Here is a 21,020-nt window from a genome sequence, read left to right as displayed (position 1 = left end):
GCAGAAATCGAATCAATCCTCGTAGTGGTCGGCGACCAGCCGGTCGAGCAGGCGCACGCCCCACCCCGGCCCCCAGGACCGGTTGATCTCGGAATTCGCGGCGGCCATTCCGGTTCCCGCGATATCGAGATGCGCCCAGGGCGTGTCGTTGACATGGCGCTGCAGGAACTGCGCCGCGGTGATCGAGCCGCCATAGCGACCGGCCGAGTTCTTCATGTCGGCGAACTTCGAATCGATCATCTTGTCGTAGGCCTTGCCGAGCGGCATGCGCCAGACCGTCTCGCCGGTGGCGATGCCGGCCGCCGTCAGGCGCTCGGACAGCTCGTCATTGTTGCTGAACAGGCCGGCATTCTCCTGCGCCAGCGCCACCAGGATCGCGCCGGTCAGCGTCGCCAGGTTGATCATGAAGCGCGGCTCGAAGCGCTCCTGCGTGTACCAGAGTACATCCGCGAGCACGAGGCGGCCCTCGGCGTCGGTGTTGATGATCTCGATGGTCTGGCCGGAGAGCGAGGTGACGATGTCGCCGGGGCGCTGGGCATTGCCGTCAGGCATGTTCTCGACGAGGCCAATCACACCGATGGCGTTGACCTTGGCCTTGCGGCCGGCCAAGGCCTGCATCAAGCCAACGACGCAGGCAGCTCCGGCCATGTCGCCCTTCATGTCCTCCATGCCGGCACCGGGCTTCAGCGAAATGCCGCCGGTGTCGAAGGTCACGCCCTTGCCGACGAAGGCGACGGGCTTCTCGTCCTTCTTCGCGCCGTTCCAGCGCATGATGGCGACGCGGCTTTCACGGCGGGAGCCCTGGCCGACGCCGAGCAGCGCGCGCATGCCGATCTTCTTCAGCGCCTTCTCATCGAGTATCTCGATCTCGACGCCGAGCTTCTCCAGCTTGGCGGCCCGATCGGCGAACTCCTCGGGATAGAGGACGTTCGGCGGCTCGTTCACGAGGTCGCGAGCCTGGAGGACGCCGGCGGCGATGGCGTCAGTCGTCTTCACGGCCTTCTTGACGGAAGACGCGTCGGCCGCACGCAGGGTGACCGTCAGCGGCTCGGCCTCGTCCTTGTCCTTGCTCTTGGTCTTGTAGCGATCGAAGGCATAGGCGCGCAGCCTGAGTCCCAAAGCGATATCGGCGGCCTGCCTCGCCTCGATCGCCCCCTCGGGCAACGCGAGGACGATCTCGGCGCTGCGGCCGGTGCCGAGCCGGCCGGCGACGGCACCGCCCAGCTTGACGAAATCGAGCTTGGCGCGCTCGTCCTCGGGCCCGACGCCGACAACGATGAGGCGCTCATAGGAGGCGCCCTCAGGCGAAGGCAAGGTCAGGCCGGCCAGCGCCTTGCCCTTGAAGCGCTCGGCAGCCGCCGCCCGCGTCAGCAGTGCCTGCGCGCCCTCGCCCGCCCATTCCTGCGCCGCGCCGGGCACCGTGAGCTTATCCGAGACAAGGATCACCAGATCCTGCGCCTCGACGGCATCCAGGGCTTTGATTTCGAGCTTCAGGCGCTGCGACATGATCCGCTCACAATCTTGCGAAAATGACAGGGGAAGGACAATTGACGGCAGACGGCAAACGATTCCCGTTTGCGCCCTCGCCGCGCCTATACCATAGGGTGTGTCCGACGAACCACCTCGGAGGGCTCAAGGCTCTCCAGCTCCGGAACCGACGCGTGCTTCTCAACCGCCTCGATCGCTACATCCTGAAGATCGCGGCGGTGGCGGCGATCGTGCTGCTGCTCGGGCTGACCGGCGTGATCTGGGTCACGCAGGCGCTGCGCGAGGTCGATCTCATCACCGGCAAGGGCCAGACGGTCCTGATCTTCCTGACCGTGACGCTGCTCTCGCTGCCGGCGCTGATCGCCGGCATCGCGCCGGTCGCGCTGTTCATGTCGACGCTCTACACGCTCAACAGGCTTAACGGCGATTCCGAGCTGATCGTGATGAATGCCGCCGGCGTGGCGCCGCAGCGGATCACGCGGCCCTTCATCGTGCTGACGCTCGCGACCTCGCTGGTCGTGGCCTGGATGACCATCTCGGTCATGCCCGCGAGTTTCCGCATGCTGCGCGACCTGATCACGCTGATCCGCGCCGATTTCGTCGCCAACGTGGTCAAGGAAGGCCAGTTCGTCTCGCTCGATTCCGGCGTGACCTTCCACTACCGCGAGAAGGCCGGCGACGCGCTGATCGGCATCTTCATGCAGGATCGCCGCGACCCGTCGCAGCCCTCGATCTATCTCGCCGAGCGCGGCCGGACGGTCGAGGCCGAGGGCCAGAGCTTCCTGATGCTGGAGAAGGGCACGATCCAGCGCGAAGCCAAGAACACCAGCACGACCTCGATCATCTCCTTCGAGCGCTACGCCCTGAACCTGTCGGCGCTGACCGGCGATTCCAGCGGAGGCCCCGGCGAGGGCGATGGCGACAAGGTGATCTACAAGCCGCGCGAGCGCTCGACCTGGGAGCTGCTCAGGCAGGACAAGAACGAGGCCTACTACAAGATCCAGGAAGGCCGCTTCCGGGCGGAGCTGCACAACCGGCTCTCGTCGCCGCTCTATCCCTTCGCCTTCATGCTGATCGCGTTTGCCGCCATCGGCGAGGCGCGCACGACCCGCCAGGGACGAGCTCTCGCGATCCAGTCGGCGATCATGATCGTCGGTGCCACCCGCATCGCGGCCTATGCCGCCTGGACCGCGAGCGTGCGTTCGCCCTTCGCGGCCGCGCTGCTCTATATCCTGCCGATCGGGGCCATCGTCCTGTCCACGGCCTTCATCTTCTACGGCGCCCGGATCCAGCCAGTCCTGGCTCGCCTGCTTGCCCCCCTCACAACGCCGCTGGTCAATCTCGCGGCCCGGTTCCGGCGCGCCTGATGCTGCTGTTCACGACCTTCGGCCGCTATCTGACGAAGCGCTTCACGCGCGCCATCGTCGGGGTCTTCAGCACCTTCTTCTTCCTGATCGGCACGCTCGACTTCGTCGAGCTGATGCGCCGCGCCGGCGATTCCCCGATCGCGACGACGCCGCGCATCGTCCAGCTCGCGCTCTTCCGGGCGCCGGCCGTGGCCGAGCAGATCTTCCCCTTCGCGGCATTGTTCGGCGGCATGTTCGCGTTGCTCACGCTGAGCCGGAAGCTCGAGCTCGTCGTCGCCCGCTCCGTCGGCGTATCGGCCTGGCAGTTCCTGCAGCCGGCCGCCGCCGTCGCCGGCATCGTCGGGCTGGTCTCGATCATGATCTACAACCCGGTCGCGGCCGAGCTGAAGCGCAAGGCCACCGCGCTGGAGACACGCCTGTTCGTCCGCACCGGCGGCAAGTCCGGCCTGTCCCAGGAAATCTGGCTCCGGCAGCGCAGCGTCGACGGGCAAGCGATCATCCGTGCCGCCGGCGCCCTCCCGGACGAGGACGGCCTGTCGCAGGTCGCGTTCTTCATCTTCAACCCGGATGGCAGCTTCAAGGAACGAATCGACGCCCGGCAGGCCCTGCTGCGCCCAGGCCATTGGGAGCTCGCCGACGCGCGCTCCACCTCCGCCACGGAAGAGCCACAGAGCTATAAGAGCTACGTGCTCGCCACGACGCTGGAGCCGGAACAGATGCGCCAGAGCTTCACCCCACCCGACGCGGTGGGCTTCTGGTCCATGCCGGCTGTGATCGACAGGACACAGCGCGCCGGCCTCGACACGACCCCTTATGAGCTGCGCTATCAATCGCTTATGGCGCGCCCGCTGCTGCTCATTGCGATGGTGCTGGTGGCCGCATCCGTTTCTTTAAGATTTTTCCGGTTTGGTGGTGTGACCAAACTGGTGATAGGTGGCGTCGCGGCCGGGTTCGTGCTCTATGTGGCGACGCACTTGTCGGAGGAACTCGGATCGTCGGGAATCGTCAATCCGGTTGTCGCGGCGTGGTTGCCTGCAGCATTGGGGGCAATGCTGGGAGCACTCGCCCTCCTCCATCAGGAAGATGGGTGAAACGTACTGTGCCTATGGTTAATTTCGAGTTTACGAGATGGGGCCAGGAGTGAACCGGCTAGCACGCTTTGCGGCGGCGACGGCTCTCGCCTCCAGCCTGGCCTATCTGCTGGCCGAGCCTGCCCATGCCCAGAATCGGGCGGTGGGCGCGCAACCCAAGCCCGCGACCGCCGCTGCGGCCAAGCCGCAGGACCGGATGGTCGTGGACGCGCGCGAGCTCGTCTATGACAACGACAAGAAGACGGTCGCGGCCGTCGGCGACGTCCAGATCCTGTATCAGGGCCGGACGATCGAGGCCGATCGCGTCACCTACGACCAAGGCAGCAAGCGCGTCATCGCCGTCGGCAATGCCCGGATCACCGAAGCCAACGGCACGGTGATCACCGGCGACAAGTTCAACCTGACCGACGACTTCCGCGACGGCTTCATCGACTCCCTGCGGGTCGTGAATCCGGACAAGACCCGTTTCTCGGCGCCCCGCGCCGAACGCACGGACGGCGAGACCTTCGTCTTCGACAAGGGCATCTACACCGCCTGCGAACCCTGCAAGGACAACCCGGAGCGGCCGCCGCTGTGGCAGGTCCGCGCGGCGCGGATCATCCACAAGAAGTCCGAGCAGACGATCTATTACGAGGATGCGCGCGTCGAGTTCGCCGGCATCCCGATGGCCTATATCCCCTACATGTCCGGCCCGGACTCCACGGTGAAGCGCAAGTCAGGCTTCCTGTCGCCGCGGTTCATCAACACCTCGGCGCTCGGCTACGGCGTCGGGCTGCCCTATTTCCTGAACCTGGCGCCGAACTACGATCTCACGGTGACGCCCACCTATTTCAGCCGCCAGGGCTTCCTCGGCCAGATGGAATGGCGGCATCGCCTGGTGAGCGGCTCCTACGCGATCCGGGCTTCCGGCATCTTCCAGCAGGACCAGGACGCCTATCTGCCAAGCCCGCTCGGCCCCCGCGACAAGGAGTTCCGCGGTTCGGTGGAGACGAACGGCAAGTTCTTCATCAATCCGCGCTGGACGGTCGGCTGGAATGCCTCGATGTCGACGGATCGGTGGTTCTACAAGAACTATCGCATCCGCAACGAGAGCCTCAGCACCACCACCTATCTGCAGGAAGCGATCTCGACCGCCTATCTGAATGGCCAGAGCGAGAGCGCGTGGTTCGATCTGCGTGGCTACTATTTCCAGCCCCTGAACTACCAGGACTGGCAGAAGCAGCAGCCCGTCGTGCTGCCGGTGCTGGACTACGACAAGCGCGTCCACAAGCCGTCCTTCCTCGGCGGCGAGCTGTCGTTCAACGTCAACCTGACCAGCCTGACGCGCGACACCGCAGCCTTCTCGGAGCTGCCGCAGCAGAAGAGCTACCTGATCACGACGCCGAGCTATTCGCTCTATGACGGCTGCGCCGTCTACGACAAGAATCGCTGCCTCGTTCGCGGCCTTGCCGGCAATGTCTCGCGGGCGACGGCGCAGGTTTCATGGCGCCGCAACTTCATCGACCCGCTCGGGCAGATGTGGACGCCCTACGCCTCCGTGCGGGCCGATATCTTCTCGATCAACCCGGACACGACCGGACCGATCAATTCGCGCGTCGCGACCATCGCCGACACCTCGGACGAGGTGTTCGGGCGGGTCATGCCGGCCATCGGCCTGATGTATCGCTATCCGTTCGTCGCCAAGACCGACTGGGGCACGCATATCATCGAGCCGGTCGCGCAGATCGTCGCGCGCCCGAACGAGACGAACAGCCTGCGCGTCGCCAACGAAGACGCGCAGAGCCTGGTCTTCGACGCCAACAACCTGTTCGAATGGAGCGGCAAGTTCTCCGGCTTCGACCGCGTCGAAGGCGGCACCCGCGCGAATGTCGGCGCTCTCTATACCGGGCGCTTCGGCAAGGAAGCCTTCGCCAACCTGCTCATCGGCCAGTCCTTCCAGCTCGCCGGGCGCAATTCCTTCGCCAGCGGCGACCTGCTCAATACCGGCCTGAACTCCGGTCTCGAGACCCGCAATTCCGACTATGTCGCCCGCGCGCAGCTCTCGCCGTTCAAGGGCTTCTTCCTGACCGGCGCGACGCGCCTCAACGCGACGACCTTCGAGGCCCAGCGCATCGATGCCGCCGCGACCTATGCCAACAGCGTCATCACCGCCTCGGTGGGCTATGGCCGCTACGAGCCGCAGCCTGATCTCGGCATCTCGCGCCGCCGCGAAGGCCTCTCCCTGAGTGGCTCGCTGCGCGTGGCCGAGAACTGGCGCCTGCGGGCCGGCGTGCTGTTCGATCTCGACAAGTACAAGTACGATCGCGAGCGCTATCGCGACGCCTACGCGTCCTACATGGCCGCCCCGGCGGTCGCCGCGATGCCGATCTATCCGAATACCGGGCCGTTCCAGACCGCCTCGACCTCGTTCGGTATCAACTACACCGACGAGTGCACGGTCTTCGACATCAGCTATTCGCAGAGCTATGCCGACCGCCAGGCGGGATCGACGAAAGACACGCGCACGGTCATGTTCCGCCTCGAGCTGCGCACGCTGGGCGAGATCAGCTACTCGCAGAACCTCAGCTCGAGCTCCTCAAGCGACGGCGTCGGCTCGTCGAACTAATCGCCGGCCCGCGATGACGGGCCGGCTCTCACTTCAGGTCGCGGAGTTCGTCTTGCCGGCAACGCCGCTCGCATTGACCCAGGGCGATCCGGCCGGGATCGGGCCGGAGCTGACGTTGCGAGCCTGGCTGGAACGGGGCGGACGCGGATTGCCCGCCTTCGCCTGCATCGGTGACCCCGGCCATCTCACGACCGTCGCACGCCAGCTCGGCTGGAGCGTGCCGGTGCGCGCGTGCAGCTGGGGCGATGCCGCGGCCATCTTTGCCGAGGCGCTGCCCGTGATCCCGCTCGACGCCACGACCAGCGTCGTACCGGGCAAGCCGGATCCTGCGACCGCTGCGGGAACGATCCGCTCGATCGACAGCGCGGTCGCGGCCGTCCGCTCCGGCGAGGCCGCGGCCGTGGTCACCAATCCGATCGCGAAATCAGTGCTTTACAGCGCCGGCTTCAAGCATCCCGGCCATACCGAATACCTCGCGCATCTGGCCGCCCAGGGCGGCACAGAACCCCGCCCGGTCATGATGCTCTGGTGCGAAGAACTCGCGGTCGTGCCGGTCACCATCCATGAGCCGCTGCGCCGGGTGCCGGAGCTGTTGACCACCGCATTGATCGTCGAGACCGGCCGGATCGTCGCCGCGGAGCTGCGCAGCCGCTTCGGCATCGCCGCCCCGCGGCTGGCGATCAGCGGCCTCAACCCCCATGCCGGCGAGAGCGGCACGATGGGCCATGAGGACGGGACCATCGTCGCGCCCGCCATCGCCCAATTGCAGGCCGAAGGCATCGATGCGCGCGGCCCTTATCCGGCCGACACGATGTTCCACGCGCGGGCACGGGCCGGCTACGATGCGGCCTTGGCGATGTATCACGACCAGGCGCTGATCCCGATCAAGACGATCGCCTTCGACGAAGGCGTCAATGTCACGCTCGGCCTGCCCTTCATCCGGACCTCGCCGGACCATGGCACGGCCTTCGACATCGCCGGCAAAGGCATCGCGCGGCCTGATAGCCTCTGCGCCGCGCTGAAGCTCGCCGCCCGGATGGCCGAGCGTACCACCACGGATGCCGCGGCATGAGCCAGATCGACGACCTGCCGCCGCTGCGCGATGTGGTGGAGCGCCATGGGCTGATGGCGCAGAAGGCGCTTGGCCAGAACTTCCTGTTCGACCTCAACCTGACGAGCCGCATTGCCCGCTCTGCCGGCCCGCTGGAGGGCCAGACTGTGGTTGAGATCGGCCCTGGTCCCGGAGGGCTGACGCGGGCGCTGCTGGCCAATGGCGCAGGGCGTGTCATCGCGATCGAGCGCGACCGGCGCTGCCTGCCCGCGCTCGCCGAGATCGCGGCGCATTATCCGGGCCGTCTGGAAGTCATCGACGGCGACGCGCTTGCGGTCGACCTCACGCCTCATCTTGGTGGCGAGCGGGCGCGGATCGTCGCCAACCTGCCCTATAATATCGGCACGCCGCTGCTGGTCGGCTGGTTGAGCCTTGAACCGTGGCCGTCCTGGTGGGATTCGCTGACGCTGATGTTCCAGCGCGAGGTCGCCGAGCGCATCGTCGCGACGCCGGACGAACGCGCCGATTACGGCCGGCTCGCGGTGCTGTCGAACTGGCGCTGCGAGACGAGGATCCTGTTCGACGTGCCGCGCAGCGCCTTCGTGCCGCCGCCGAAGATCACCTCGTCCATCGTCCAGCTAACTCCGCGCGCGCAGCCGGAGCCGTGCGACCGGCGCCTGCTGGAGCGGGTGACACTCGCGGCCTTCGGCCAGCGCCGCAAGATGCTGCGGCAGAGCCTCAAGGCCGTGCTGCCGGACCCGTCGCCGATCATCACGGCCGCAGGGCTCGCGGAGACGGCGCGGGCCGAAGAGATCCCGGTATCGGGCTTCGTCAGGCTGGCGAACGCGCTGGCCGCCCAGCGCTAGATACACCCTTGTCATTCCGGGGCTTCGCGCAGCGAAGAACCCGGAACCCACGACTGGGCGAACGTTGGCGATCGTGCGGCTGAAAGCGCTCACCCGGTCGTGGGTTCCGGGTTCGGCCTTCGGCCGCCCCGGAATGACAAGGGGTTGTGGCGCCCGCTGATCAGGGCAGCTGCTCGGTCAGGAGCTGATCGACGAAGTCGTTGAGGCCGACGGCGCGGCTGCGCTTCAGGCGCTCGGCCGTCAGGATCGCCTTGATCGACTCATAGGCCGCCTGAAGATCGTGGTTGACGATGACGTAGTCGTACTGGCTCCAGCGCGCGATCTCGTCGCGGGCATTGGCCAGACGCTTGACGATGACCTCCTCGGCATCCTCGGCGCGGCGGATCAGGCGCGAGCGCAACTCCGCCATCGATGGCGGCAGGATGAAGATCGTGACGACGTCGGCACGCGCCTTCTTCACGATCTGTTGGGTGCCCTGCCAGTCGATATCGAAGAGCACGTCGCGCCCGCCCGCCAATGACGCCTCGACCTCCCGGCGCGGCGTGCCGTAGCCGTTGCCATGGACCTCCGCCCATTCCAGCAGGTCGTTGTGCTGGCGCATGGTGTCGAAGGCGGCGCGGTCGATGAAGCGATAATGCACGCCCTCGATCTCGGACGGGCGCTTGGCGCGGGTCGTGACTGAGATGGAGAGATCGAGATTGTTCTCGCTCTTGAGGTTGCGCGTCAGCGTCGTCTTGCCCGCGCCGGAGGGCGAGGACAGGATCAGCATCAGGCCGCGGCGGGCCGGGCGAAGGGTCTCGGCAGCCATCCGGCTCACTCCACGTTCTGAACCTGCTCGCGCATCTGGTCGACGACCGTGCGGAGTTCGAGGCCGATACGCGACAGGCCGGGGTCGTTGGCCTTGGCGCAGAGCGTCGAAGCCTCGCGGCCGAATTCCTGCGAGAGGAAGTCGAGCTTGCGGCCGATAGGGCCGCCCTTGGCCAAAAGCTCGCGCAAAGCTTCGACATGGGCTTGAAGCCGATCGATCTCCTCGCGGATGTCGGCGCGAACAGCGATCAATGCCGCCTCCTGATGGAGGCGCTGCGGATCGAAGCCGTTATTCGCTCCCAGAAGCGTCTCGACCTGTGCGGCGATGCGGGCGCGGATCGCCTCGCTGCTGCGAGCGGGATGATGCTCCGCCTCGCCAGCGAGCCGGGCGATGGTTTCGAGATGGCCGAGGACGATGGTTTCGAGCGCACGGCCTTCAGAGGCCCGCGCTTCCTTCAGGGACTTGGCGACGGCTTCGAGACCGGCCAGGGCCGGCGCCTCGACCGCGCCAAGCGCATCCTGGGCCTCGTCGGCGTATTCCACCACGCCACGGATGCCGAGCAACCCGTCATAGGAAGGCGGATTGATGCCGGCAGCCGGCGGCAGCTTCTCGACCGCCTCGAGCAGCGCGGTAAGCACCGCCTCGTTGACGCGCGGGCGCGGCGGCCCGGCATCGCTGGTGACGGCGAGGTTGACGTGGAGCGTGCCGCGCGAGAAGGCCGCGCCCAGCTTCTTGCGGGCGGCCTCAGCCAGAACTTCGAAGCCGGGCGGGACACGGACGCGCAGGTCGAGCCCACGCCCGTTGACGCTGCGGATTTCCCAGGCCCAGCCATGGACCCCGGCCGTTCCTGCCGTACGGGCAAACCCCGTCATGCTTTCGATGGCCATTGCCCCTGCCGCCTTTGTTCAAGATCGGCGGGACCGTAGTGGCGCATATCAGCGACAGCAAGCGGCCCGCTGCCGGAAAATGGGGATTGAGAGCCTTCCGGCCCGCAGGTCAGGGCTTGAGCTGCGGAACCTGCTTCGGCGAGTTCAAGTCGAAGCTCTTGTTCAGCAGCGGGTCCCGCGCTGTCCCTTCGGACGCATCGAAGGCGCGCGCGCGCGTTCCCGCCACCGCCCCGACAGGCTGGGCGACCGGCACACCGGCAGAGCCGGCATTGTCGGAGGCGGGCTGGGTCGTGGCGGGCGCCTCGGTACGATTGTCGGGGCCAGCCGGCGGTTCGACCTTGTCGACGCTGTCGGCAGGCGGCTTGCCGCCCTGCTGCTGGCTGCGCGTCGTCTCGATCTGGCGCCAGCGCCCGACATTGCGGTTGTGCTGCTCCAGCGTCTCGGCGAAGGCGTGGCCGCCGCTGCCATCGGCAACGAAATAGAGGTCCTTGGTCCGCGAATGGTTGACCACCGCCTCCATGGCGGCGCGGCCGGGATTGGCGATCGGGCCCGGCGGCAGGCCGTTGATGACATAGGTGTTGTAGGGCGTCGCCTGCGTGATCTCGCTGCGCAGGATCGGCCGGCCGAGCGTACCTTTTCCGCCGACGAGGCCGTAGACGATCGTCGGGTCGGATTGCAGCCGCATCTTCTGGTTGAGCCGGTTGATGAAGACGCCCGCGACACGCGGCCGCTCGTCGGCACGGCCGGTTTCCTTCTCGACGATGGAGGCAAGGATGACGAGTTCATCCGTGGTCTTGATCGGCAAGCCGGCGGGAATGCGGATGTTCTTGAGGACCGCGAGCTGGCTGCGCGCCATCACGTCGAGGATACCCTTGCGGGAGAAGCCGCGCGGGAAGCGGTAGGTGTCCGGCAGGATCGAACCTTCCTTGGGCACCTCCGCGATGTCGCCGGTCAGAAGCTCGTTGCTCCGAAGCCGCTCGACGATCTGTTCGCTGGTCAGCCCTTCGGGAATGGTGATCGAATACTCGACCGACTTGCCGCTGGAGATGACGCCGAGGATTTCCTGCGGGCTGACGCGCGCCTTGAACAGGTACTCGCCCGCCTTCAGCTTGTGCCAGTCGCCGCTGACGATCGCCGCGATGCGGAAGGTCAGCGGGTGCTCGATCAGGCCCTCGCGCTGCAGCAGCTCGGTGATCTCGGTGAGCCCGCTTTCCTTCGGGATGATGAGGGTGCGGTCGCTGGCGAGCGGCCCCGGCGCCTTGCTCTGGTTCGAGACGATGGCGATGCCCGCACCGACCACGCCGGCACCAACCAGCGCGATCGTGAACAAGCCGCTCAGCATCGACAGGAACGGGCTGCGCCGGCGGCGGCGGGCCTTGGGCGGCGGCGCGGGCGGCGCTACGGGCTTGAGGGCCTCGCTCGGGCTTTTCGGGGCGACGCGGGGCGTATCATTCACGATCAAGACGCTCGCAGCACGGGGTAATTGATATCGGCACGGTGCCATCTGGACCGCGCCTGCCGGAGTGGACAAGCCACCGCACCGAAGCCGGACGGTCGCATTAGAGCCGGTTTCCTCGCGGCTGTGAACGCGGAATCACGCATTCGGCCGCAGCTGCCGCAAACTCTACCCAAGATTATGGCGAAACCGCGCTATCTCGCAGCGGTTCACTGCTCGGGTCGATAGCGCCGCATCACCAGCGAGGCATTGGTCCCGCCGAAGCCGAAGGAATTCGACAGCGCGTAGTCGATATCGCGCTTGCGGGCGACATGCGGCACCAGGTCGATCTCGGTCTCGACGGACGGGTTGTCGAGATTGATCGTCGGCGGCGCCACCTGATCGCGGATCGCGAGCACGGTGAAGATCGCCTCGATCGCGCCAGCGGCACCGAGCAGATGGCCGGTCGACGACTTGGTCGACGACATGGACGGGCGTTTCGGCGCATTGGCCAGAAGGCGCTCGACCGCGCGCAGTTCGATCTCGTCGCCAAGCGGCGTCGAGGTGCCGTGGGCGTTGATGTAATCGAGATCGGCGGCCGTGATGCCGGCGCGATCAAGCGCAGCCTGCATGCAGCGATAGGCGCCGTCACCGTCCTCGGACGGAGAGGTGATATGATAGGCGTCGCCCGACATGCCGTAGCCGACGATCTCGGCATAGATGCGGGCGCCGCGAGCCAGGGCGTGATCGAGTTCCTCGAGCACCAGGACACCGGCGCCCTCACCCATCACGAAGCCGTCGCGATCCTTGTCATAGGGGCGCGAGGCCTTCTCCGGCGTATCGTTGAAACCGGTCGAGAGCGCGCGGCAGGCGCAGAAACCGGCAATACCGATGCGGTTGATCGCCGATTCGGCGCCGCCGGCAACCATGACCTCGGCGTCGCCGAGCGCGATCATGCGGGCCGCATCGCCGACCGCATGGGCGCCGGTCGAGCAGGCCGTCACGACGGCATGGTTCGGGCCCTTCAGCCCGTGCTCGATCGAGACATAGCCCGCCGCCAGATTGCTCAGGCGGCCGGGAATGAAGAAGGGGGAGAGACGGCGCGGACCGCGCTCCTTGAGCAGGAGCGAAGCCTCGTAGATGCCGCCGAGCCCGCCGATGCCGGAGCCGATGGCGACGCCGGTGCGGATCTGGTCCTCATAGCTTTCCGGCTTCCAGCCGGCGTCCTTCAACGCCTGCGTGGCCGCCGCCATGGCGAAGACGATGAAATCGTCGACCTTGCGCTGCTCCTTCGGCTCCATCCACTCGTCGGGATTGAAGGTCCCGTCGCTGCCGTCACCCCGCGGGATGTTGCAGGCGATCTGCGCCGGCAGGTCGCTGGCGTCGAAACTCGTGATGGGGCCGGCGCCGCTGGCGCCGGCAAGAAGGCGTGACCAAGTCGGCTCGACGCCGCATGCAAGCGGCGTCACCATGCCGAGCCCGGTCACGACAACACGCCGCATCGGATAACTGCGAGAAGCCATGGCTCTTTCTGCGTAGACCGACCCGAAAGGCCGATCAGGCGCTCTTCGACGACAGGAACTTGACGGCGTCGCCGACGGTCACGATCGTCTCGGCGGCATCGTCCGGGATCTCGACACCGAACTCTTCCTCGAAGGCCATCACGAGTTCGACGGTGTCGAGGCTGTCCGCGCCCAGGTCCTCGATGAAGTTGGCGCCGTCGACGACCTTGTCGGCCTCAACGCCGAGGTGCTCGACCACGATCTTCTTCACGCGCTCGGCAACATCGCTCATGGGTCTCTTCCTTAGACTTAGAAACTGAAAACGCATCGCAGGGGTGCGACGCGGTGGAGGGATCTCATTCCGAGCCGCCGCGCCACCTGACGATGTCCGCGATCCGGAAAGCTCGAAGCCTGCACAAACGCAACAACCGAGGTTTCGTCAAGTCCCCTCGGATCGCCCAGCGGCAGCGCGACGGCGCTAGTTAACACACCCTTTACGGGCTGGCGAGTGCGCCGCAGACTTATCAAAACCGATCTAAAATGGGCGCTAACGCACCTAGATCATTGCCATTCCGCCGTTGACGTGCAGCGTCTGCCCGGTCACGTACCCCGCTTCCGTGCTGGCGAGGAAGGCGACCGCCGCGGCTACATCCGCGCCCTCGCCCAGCCGGCCCATCGGCACGCCGGAGAGGATGCCCTCGCGCTGCTTGTCGTTGAGGGCCTGCGTCATCGGCGACTCGATGAAGCCCGGCGCGACCACGTTGACGGTGATGTTGCGGCTCGCGACCTCGGCGGCCAGCGCCTTGGACATGCCGATCAGGCCCGCCTTGGCGGCGGCGTAATTGCCCTGGCCGGGATTGCCGGTGGTGGCGACGACCGAGCCGATCGCGACGATTCGGCCGTAACGGCGGCGCATCATCGACTTCACGGCGGCGCGCGACAAGCGGAAGGCCGCGGTCAGGTTGACGGCGAGCACGCTGTCCCAGTCCTCGTCCTTGAGGCGCAGGAACAGGTTGTCGCGGGTGATGCCGGCATTGTTGACGAGGATGTCGAGCCCGCCGAGCTTCTCCTCGGCCGTCGGCACCAGCGCCTCGACCGAATCCTTGTCGGAGAGATTGCAGGGCGCGATCACGACACGCTCGCCCAGTTCGGCCGCCAGCGCCTCCAGCGCTTCCGCGCGTGTTCCCGAGATCGCGACGCTGGCGCCTTGCGCATGCAGCGTCCGGGCGATGGCTCCACCGAGGCCGCCGGTCGCGCCGGTGACCAGGGCCTTGCGGCCGGTCAGATCAAACATGTTCGCTCCCTTTTCCGGCATTCTGCCGTCTTTACCTATTCTGGGCCCGAGCCGTCACGCGCCGCGGGCTTTATAGGCTGCAATATCGTCGGCAGTGCCGATCGAGACCGGCGTAACGCCTGCAGCGATACGCTTGACGAGACCGGCCAGCACCTTGCCGCTGCCGACCTCGACGAAATCGGTGACGCCGGCTGCGGCCATCGCCTGTACGCATTCGCGCCAGCGCACCGTGCCGGTGACCTGGGCGACGAGCGAGGCCCGGATCGCGTCAGGATCGCTCAGCGGCGCGGCACCGACATTGGCGACGACCGGCACGACCGGAGCCTGCATCGAAACCTTGGCGAGTGCATCACGCATCGCATCGGCGGCAGGCTGCATCAGGGCGCAATGGAAAGGCGCGGAAACCGGCAGCAGCATGGCGCGCTTCACGCCGCGCTCGCCGGCAAGGACGATGGCGCGGTCGATCGCGGCCTTCGCGCCGGAAAGCACGACCTGGCCGCCGCCATTGTCGTTGGCCGCTTCGCAGACTTCGCCCTGGGCCGCGGCGGCCGCGATCTCGCGGGCGAGATCGAGTTCGGCACCAAGCAGGGCCGCCATCGCGCCCTGTCCCGCCGGCACGGCCTTCTGCATGGCATCGCCACGGATCCGCAGCAGGCGGGCGGCGTCGCCGATCGAGAAGGTGCCGGCCGCGGCCAGCGCCGAATACTCGCCGAGCGAATGGCCGGCTACGAAAGCGGCATCGCGCTTCAGGTCGAGCCCGGCTTCGCTTTCGAGCACGCGCACGACCGCGAGGCTGACCGCCATCAGGGCCGGCTGGGCATTGGCCGTCAGGGTCAGTTCCTCGGAAGGCCCCTCCCACATCACGGCCGAGAGCTTCTGCGACAGGGCTGCATCGACCTCGTCGAAGACCGCCTTCGCGACTGGGAAGTTGTCGGCCAGGCTCTTGCCCATGCCGACCGCCTGAGAGCCCTGGCCCGGAAAGATGAACGCTGTGGTCATGCTGTGAACGTCCCGGTCTTCATTATCAGTCATTCGTCTTATATGACGCGGCTGTCACATCGCTTCCCTCGCCAAGTCAAGCGCGGCGCCCGAATTTTCCGCTCCTGGAGCGGTGTTTTCCGGCAGATTCCGGTTGCCATGGCGCACCGGACACTGTAACGACCGCATCCTGCTTGTTCGGCCGGAGGCTGAACGGATGGCGCATGTCCGAAAGGATCGGCGCAGGCTCGTTTCCCGAACCGTCATCCCGTGTCTCCGCCTTCGATGAAATCCTGTCGGGCCTTATCCAGGGCTCGGAGGGCTCCGCGCCGGGCGAAGCAGGGTGAAACAAGGAAGGCCACATATGGCATTGTACGAGCATGTGCTGCTCGCGCGGCAGGATGTCAGCGCGCAGCAGGTCGAAGCTCTTGTCGAGCAGTTCAAGGGCGTGATCGAAGCGAATGGCGGCGCCATCCGCAAGGTCGAGTACTGGGGCGTCAAGTCCCTCGGCTACCGCATCAAGAAGAACCGCAAGGCTCACTACACGCTGCTGAACATCGAGGCTCCCTCCGCCGCCGTGCTGGAGATGGAGCGCCAGATGCGCATCAACGAGGACATCCTGCGCTTCATGACCGTCAAGGTCGAGGAGCTCGAGGAAGGTCCGTCGGCCATGCTGCAGAAGCGTGACCGCGAGGACCGTCCGGAGCGTGGCGGCGACCGTTTCGACCGCGGCCCGCGCCGTGACCGTCCGCGTCGTGAAGACGAAGCGACCGAAACCGCCGAAGCGGAGGCCTGAGAATGTCGACTGCATCCGCTGGCGCCCGTCGCCCCTTCTTCCGCCGCCGCAAGTCCTGCCCGTTCTCGGGCGAAGGCGCTCCGAAGATCGACTACAAGGACGTGCGTCTGCTCTCGCGCTACATCTCCGAGCGCGGCAAGATCGTTCCGTCCCGCATCACGGCGGTCTCCGCCAAGAAGCAGCGCGAGCTCGCCCAGGCGATCAAGCGCGCCCGCTTCCTCGGCCTGCTGCCCTACGTCATCCGCTGATCCGTTCATTCGGATCCGGATACTGACAATTCCCGGAGGCGCCTCGTGTGCCTCCGGTTCTCGCTTTCAAGATCAACCAGTCGCCCGGCGGTGCAACTCCATCGGGTTCGTTGAGGCCAAGGGGCCTCTCACCCTGCCGAGCCCAAAAGGCTTGCGAGCAGCGGGACAGCAGGACGGACTTAATGATTCCGATTGTCGGCATCGGCGCGGGCCTCGTTTCGGCCCTGCTCTTCTCAGTGGTGATCACCGGATCGCCGCTGGCCGCTTTGCTGTACTCGGCCGCTCCCCTCCCGATCTTCATCGCATCGCTGGGCTGGAACCACCGCTCCGGGCTGTTCGCCACGGCTGCCGGTGCGCTTGCCGTGGCCATTGCGTTGGCCCCGACCGGCGGCATCGCCTTCGCCCTGATCATCGGCCTGCCGGCCTGGTGGATCGCCTACCTCGCGCTTCTCGCCCGTGGCGACACCGATGGCCGGGTCGAGTGGTATCCGCTCGGGAACCTGCTGCTCTGGATCGCCGCCACCGCCGCGCTCGCGACTGTCGGCAGCGCGCTGGTCATGACCACCGATTACGAGACCTACCGCTCGGTGATCGCGCGCATGATCGAGAACCTGCTGAACGAGATGGTGCGCGGCAAGCTGATCGCCCTGCCCGGCGACGTCCAGGTCAAGGAACTGGCGCAGAGTCTCGCTCCGGCCGTGCCGCTCGGGATCGGCGCCTCCTTCGTCACCACCATCACCGCCAATCTCTGGCTCGCGGCCCGCACCGTGAAGATGTCGGATCGTCTGCCGCGGCCCTGGCCCTTCATCCCGTCGACCACGCTGCCGCGCCAGGCGCTGCTGCTGCTGGTCGCCACGGGCTTCGTCGCAACGACGGGCGGCTTCATCGGCGTCGCCGCCATGGCCATGGCCGGCGCGTTGCTCGCCGCCTTCATGTTCAGCGGGCTCGCAACCCTGCACGACATCTCGCGTGGCCGCGCCTGGCGGCTGCCGATGCTGATCTCGATCTATGTCGCCCTCGTCGTGATGCAGGCCGTGCTGACGCCGCTGCTCGCGATCGCGGGTGTCATCGACACGCTGCTCGGCCTGCGCAAGCGGGCCGCGCTGCCGCCTCCGCCTAACCATTCCTGAAACCCACGTCTGAAGACAAAAACAAGGAGAAGACCCATGGAAGTGATCCTGCTCGAACGCGTCGCCAAGCTCGGCCAGATGGGCGACATCGTGAAGGTTCGCGACGGCTTCGGCCGCAACTACCTGCTCGCCCGCGGCAAGGCGCTGCGCGCCACCGAGGACAACAAGAAGCGCTTCGAGAGCCAGAAGCTCGAGCTCGAGACCCGCAACCTCGAGCTGAAGTCGGAAGCCGACGCCGTCGCCGAGCGCCTGAACGGCCAGAGCGTCACCATCCTGCGCCAGTCGGGCGAGTCCGGCGTGCTCTACGGTTCGGTCTCGACCCGCGACATCGCCGAGGCCCTGACCAAGGACGGCTTCAACGTCTCGCGCGGCCAGGTGACGCTGAACACCCCGATCAAGACGCTCGGCCTGCACACCGTTCCGGTCGTGCTGCACCCGGAAGTCTCGGTCACGATCACCGTCAACATCGCCCGCTCGGCTGAAGAGGCTCATCGCCAGGCCGCCGGCGAGAACGTCACGACCCAGGAGAAGTTCGATCTCGACGATCTCGGCCTCGAGGTCGGTGCGGCGCTGGCCGAGGCCGGCGACGTCGAGCTCTGAGCCTTATCACTCCCGAATCGAGTCAAGGGCGCCGTGGCAACACGGCGCCTTTTTCATTTTGGAGCCTGTGCAAAGGCGTGGATGGAACCGGGAGATGCTGGCACCGATTGTCAGAATGTTAAGGTAGTTCTCTGCCCGAATCAGCTTCGCCAAGCCGCAAGCCTGCGCGGCTGATTGTCGGCTTGAATTCACCCAGCATTGATTTATCGGGACGGCCATGGCCACCGCTACAGCTCTCGTCGCCCGCCTCGACAACCGCGAGGCGGAATTCCGCGTCCAGCCTCACAATATCGAGGCCGAGCAGGCGCTGCTGGGCGCGATCCTGGTCAATAACGACGCATTCTACCGCGTCTCCGACTTCCTGCAGCCGGACCATTTCTTCGAGCCGATCCACCAGCGCATCTACGAGCTGGCGTCGAGCATGATCCGCGCCGGCAAGATCGCGACGCCGATCACGCTCAAGACCTTCGTCAACGACCTCGATCTCGGCGACATCACGCCGAGCCAATACCTCGCCCGCCTCGCGGCCGAGGCGACGACGGTCATCAACGCCGCCGATTACGGCCGGACGGTCTACGACCTCGCGATCCGCCGCCAGCTCATCGGCGTCGGCGAGGACCTCGTCAACGTCGCCTATGACGCGCCGGTCGAGATGGCGCCGCGCGAGCAGATCGAGGATGCCGAGCGCAAGCTCTACGAGCTCGCCGAAAAGGGCCGCTACGAGGGCGGCTTCCAGAAATTCGACGGGGCGCTGCGCCTCGCCATCGACATGGCGGCGAGCGCCTATCAGCGCGCCGGTGGCCTCTCCGGCATCTCGACTGGCCTGCGCGACGTCGACCAGCGCATGGGCGGCCTGCAGCGCTCGGACCTGCTCGTGCTCGCCGGGCGCCCCGCCATGGGCAAGACCTCGCTTGCCACCAACATCGCCTTCAACATCGCCAAGGCCTGGCGCGGCGAGCGGCAGGAAGACGGCTCGATCAAGAGCGTTGATGGCGGCATCGTCGGGTTCTTCTCGCTCGAAATGTCGGCCGACCAGCTCGCGACCCGTATCGTCGCCGAGCAGTCGAGCATCTCCTCCTACAAGATCAGGCAGGGCCGCATCACCGAAGGCGATTTCGCTCGATTGACCGACGTCGCCGCCCAGATCGAGAAACTGCCGCTCTATATCGACCAGACCGGCGGCATCTCGATCGCGCAATTGATGGCCCGCGCCCGGCGCCTCAAGCGCCAGAAGGGCCTCGACGTCCTGTTCATCGACTACCTGCAACTGCTCTCCGGCTCGTCCAAGAACAGCCAGAACCGCGTGCAGGAGCTGACCGAGATCACGACCAGCCTGAAGGCGCTGGCCAAGGAGCTCAACGTCCCGATCATCGCGCTCTCGCAGCTCTCGCGTCAGGTCGAGAATCGCGACGACAAGCGCCCGCAGCTCTCGGACCTGCGCGAATCCGGGTCGATCGAGCAGGACGCCGACGTGGTGATGTTCGTCTATCGCGAGGAATATTACCTCAAGGGCAAGGAACCGCGCCCCGGCACCGAAGAGCACAACAAGTGGCAGATCGAGATGGAGGCCATGCACGGCGTCGCCGAACTGATCATCGGCAAGCAGCGCCACGGCCCCACCGGCGCGGTGGCCTTGCAGTTCGACGCGGATGTGACACGCTTCTCCGACCGCGCCGATGAGATGCGCCTGCCGGACCGTGAATGATGCCTGCCGACCTGCCAGATTCCGCCGCTTACGGCGCGACGCTCACCATCGATCTCGACGCGCTGGTCTCGAACTGGCGCCTGCTCGGCAAGCGCGCCGGCACTGAAGCCGGGGCGGTGGTCAAGGCGGACGCTTATGGCATCGGCATCGAACCGGCCGTCACCGCGCTCGCCAAGGCCGGCTGCAAGAGCTTCTTCGTCGCGCATATTTCGGAAGCGATCCGGGCCCGCAAGGTCGCGCCGGACGCGACGATCTATGTGCTGAACGGGCTGCTGCCCGGCGCGGCCGAAACCTTCGCCGCGCATGGCCTGTCGCCGGTGCTGGGCTCGCATGAGGAATTGCTGGAATGGGCCTCGTTCCGGCAGACGGGCGCGCAGGTCCGGCCGGCGGCGCTGCATGTCGACACGGCGATGAACCGGCTCGGCCTCTGGCCCGGCGAGGGTCTCAACCTCGCCCGCGAGCGCTCGGGCGTGATCGCGGCAGCGGGAATCGGGCTGGTGATGAGCCATTTCGCCTCGTCCGAGGTCGAGACCGACCCGGCCAATGCCCGCCAGATCGCAGCCTTCGCCGAGATCGCGGCGGCCCTGCCCGAAGTGCCGGCCTCGCTCAAGAATTCGTCCGGGCATTTCCTCAAGGACTGCCCGTCCTACCAGCTCACCCGGCCGGGCTATGCGCTCTATGGCGGCAACCCGACGCCGGGGCAGCCGAACCCGATGAAGCCGGTCGTGGGTCTGGAGGCGACGATCATCCAGACCCGAGAGGTCGAGGACGGCACGCAGGTCGGCTATAACGGGCGCTGGACCGCCAAGGGCAAGCGCAAGCTCGCGACGATCTGCCTCGGTTATGCCGACGGCTATCCACGCAACGGAAGCTGGACCGACAGCACGACCGGCGGCTCCGTGTTGATCGAGGGCGTCTCCTGCCCCTTCGTCGGCTCCGTCTCGATGGACCTGATCATCATCGACGTGACCAATGCCCCGGCCGATGCGGCCAAGCGTGGCGCGAGCGCCACCCTGATCGGCGGCCCACTCGATCTGGAGACCGTCGGCGGCGGCGCCAAGACGATCGGCTACGAGATCCTGACCAGCCTCGGCCGCCGCTATCACCGGCGTTATTTGGGGCTTTGAGGCCGTGATAAATCCCCTTGTCATTCCGGGGCTTCGCGCCAG

19 protein-coding genes are annotated in these 21,020 nt (G+C 66.6%); 11 read left to right on the top strand and 8 right to left on the bottom strand.

The window, feature by feature from the left end; all coding sequences use genetic code 11:
* Positions 1 to 12: 12 nt before the first annotated feature.
* On the bottom strand, positions 13 to 1,506 hold the full coding sequence (locus tag AC07NY_RS19020) for a leucyl aminopeptidase (protein ID WP_494585121.1): 1,494 nt from the start codon (positions 1,504 to 1,506) through the stop codon (positions 13 to 15).
* 155 nt (positions 1,507 to 1,661) lie between these two features.
* Here AC07NY_RS19020 and lptF point away from each other — a divergent pair, with 155 nt between their 5' ends.
* From lptF to rsmA, 5 genes are read left to right on the top strand one after another with little or no spacing between them, the layout of a single operon-like run.
* Positions 1,662 to 2,855: an LPS export ABC transporter permease LptF gene (gene lptF / locus AC07NY_RS19015; protein ID WP_494585120.1), complete on the top strand. Its 1,194-nt coding sequence runs from the start codon at positions 1,662 to 1,664 to the stop codon at positions 2,853 to 2,855.
* Positions 2,855 to 3,946 carry an LPS export ABC transporter permease LptG gene (gene lptG, locus AC07NY_RS19010; RefSeq protein WP_492283418.1) on the top strand — a complete coding sequence of 364 codons (1,092 nt, stop codon included), beginning with the start codon at positions 2,855 to 2,857 and terminating at the stop codon, positions 3,944 to 3,946. Before lptF ends, lptG begins: the two co-directional genes overlap by 1 nt.
* A 49-nt stretch (positions 3,947 to 3,995) precedes the next feature.
* The gene (locus AC07NY_RS19005; protein ID WP_494585119.1) at positions 3,996 to 6,551 is read left to right on the top strand and encodes an LPS-assembly protein LptD; all 2,556 of its coding nucleotides are present in this window, start codon (positions 3,996 to 3,998) and stop codon (positions 6,549 to 6,551) included.
* 52 nt (positions 6,552 to 6,603) lie between these two features.
* Positions 6,604 to 7,623 carry a 4-hydroxythreonine-4-phosphate dehydrogenase PdxA gene (pdxA, locus tag AC07NY_RS19000; protein ID WP_494585118.1) on the top strand — a complete coding sequence of 340 codons (1,020 nt, stop codon included), beginning with the start codon at positions 6,604 to 6,606 and terminating at the stop codon, positions 7,621 to 7,623.
* Positions 7,620 to 8,468: a 16S rRNA (adenine(1518)-N(6)/adenine(1519)-N(6))-dimethyltransferase RsmA gene (gene rsmA / locus AC07NY_RS18995; RefSeq protein ID WP_494585117.1), complete on the top strand. Its 849-nt coding sequence runs from the start codon at positions 7,620 to 7,622 to the stop codon at positions 8,466 to 8,468. Before pdxA ends, rsmA begins: the two co-directional genes overlap by 4 nt.
* A 160-nt stretch (positions 8,469 to 8,628) precedes the next feature.
* Here the strand turns inward: rsmA and gmk are convergent, their stop codons facing one another.
* The 7 genes from gmk to fabD all read right to left on the bottom strand — a co-directional run bounded on the left by gmk (position 8,629) and on the right by fabD (position 15,393).
* Entirely contained in the window at positions 8,629 to 9,276 is a 648-nt protein-coding gene (gmk, locus tag AC07NY_RS18990; protein WP_492283422.1) for a guanylate kinase, read from the bottom strand.
* Positions 9,277 to 9,281: 5 nt separating this feature from the next.
* Positions 9,282 to 10,163, bottom strand: a complete 882-nt coding sequence (locus AC07NY_RS18985; protein WP_494585116.1) for a YicC/YloC family endoribonuclease — start codon at positions 10,161 to 10,163, stop codon at positions 9,282 to 9,284.
* 109 nt (positions 10,164 to 10,272) lie between these two features.
* Complete coding sequence (gene mltG, locus AC07NY_RS18980) at positions 10,273 to 11,619, bottom strand: endolytic transglycosylase MltG (RefSeq protein WP_492283424.1); 1,347 nt, start codon at positions 11,617 to 11,619, stop codon at positions 10,273 to 10,275.
* A gap of 209 nt (positions 11,620 to 11,828) precedes the next feature.
* A complete protein-coding gene (gene fabF / locus AC07NY_RS18975) occupies positions 11,829 to 13,100 on the bottom strand; it encodes a beta-ketoacyl-ACP synthase II (RefSeq protein ID WP_494585147.1) in 1,272 nt (423 codons plus the stop codon).
* Positions 13,101 to 13,155: 55 nt separating this feature from the next.
* Positions 13,156 to 13,392 carry an acyl carrier protein gene (locus AC07NY_RS18970; RefSeq protein ID WP_061968116.1) on the bottom strand — a complete coding sequence of 79 codons (237 nt, stop codon included), beginning with the start codon at positions 13,390 to 13,392 and terminating at the stop codon, positions 13,156 to 13,158.
* Positions 13,393 to 13,656: 264 nt separating this feature from the next.
* Entirely contained in the window at positions 13,657 to 14,394 is a 738-nt protein-coding gene (gene fabG, locus AC07NY_RS18965; protein ID WP_492283425.1) for a 3-oxoacyl-[acyl-carrier-protein] reductase, read from the bottom strand.
* Between the two features lie 54 nt (positions 14,395 to 14,448).
* Positions 14,449 to 15,393, bottom strand: coding sequence for an ACP S-malonyltransferase (gene fabD / locus AC07NY_RS18960; RefSeq protein ID WP_494585115.1), 945 nt, complete (start codon positions 15,391 to 15,393; stop codon positions 14,449 to 14,451).
* A 343-nt stretch (positions 15,394 to 15,736) separates the two neighbouring features.
* Between fabD and rpsF the strand changes: the two genes are divergently transcribed.
* The 6 genes from rpsF (at position 15,737) to alr (ending at position 20,978) form a co-directional block, all read left to right on the top strand.
* Positions 15,737 to 16,168, top strand: a complete 432-nt coding sequence (gene rpsF, locus AC07NY_RS18955; RefSeq protein WP_265059203.1) for a 30S ribosomal protein S6 — start codon at positions 15,737 to 15,739, stop codon at positions 16,166 to 16,168.
* Between the two features lie 2 nt (positions 16,169 to 16,170).
* Positions 16,171 to 16,416 (top strand): 30S ribosomal protein S18, encoded by a 246-nt coding sequence (rpsR, locus tag AC07NY_RS18950; protein WP_038367644.1) that lies wholly within the window; start codon positions 16,171 to 16,173, stop codon positions 16,414 to 16,416.
* Positions 16,417 to 16,598: 182 nt separating this feature from the next.
* Positions 16,599 to 17,546, top strand: a complete 948-nt coding sequence (locus tag AC07NY_RS18945; RefSeq protein WP_494585114.1) for a DUF2232 domain-containing protein — start codon at positions 16,599 to 16,601, stop codon at positions 17,544 to 17,546.
* Positions 17,547 to 17,582: 36 nt separating this feature from the next.
* Positions 17,583 to 18,146, top strand: a complete 564-nt coding sequence (gene rplI / locus AC07NY_RS18940; protein ID WP_494585113.1) for a 50S ribosomal protein L9 — start codon at positions 17,583 to 17,585, stop codon at positions 18,144 to 18,146.
* Positions 18,147 to 18,363: 217 nt separating this feature from the next.
* Positions 18,364 to 19,851, top strand: coding sequence for a replicative DNA helicase (locus tag AC07NY_RS18935; protein WP_492283429.1), 1,488 nt, complete (start codon positions 18,364 to 18,366; stop codon positions 19,849 to 19,851).
* Positions 19,851 to 20,978 (top strand): alanine racemase, encoded by a 1,128-nt coding sequence (gene alr, locus AC07NY_RS18930; RefSeq protein ID WP_494585146.1) that lies wholly within the window; start codon positions 19,851 to 19,853, stop codon positions 20,976 to 20,978. Before AC07NY_RS18935 ends, alr begins: the two co-directional genes overlap by 1 nt.
* The last annotated feature ends 42 nt before the right edge of the window (positions 20,979 to 21,020 follow it).

It is taken from the genome of Allobosea sp. GW821-FHT09G06 (assembly GCF_059416005.1).
This window is presented reverse-complemented; position numbering and strand designations above follow the sequence as displayed.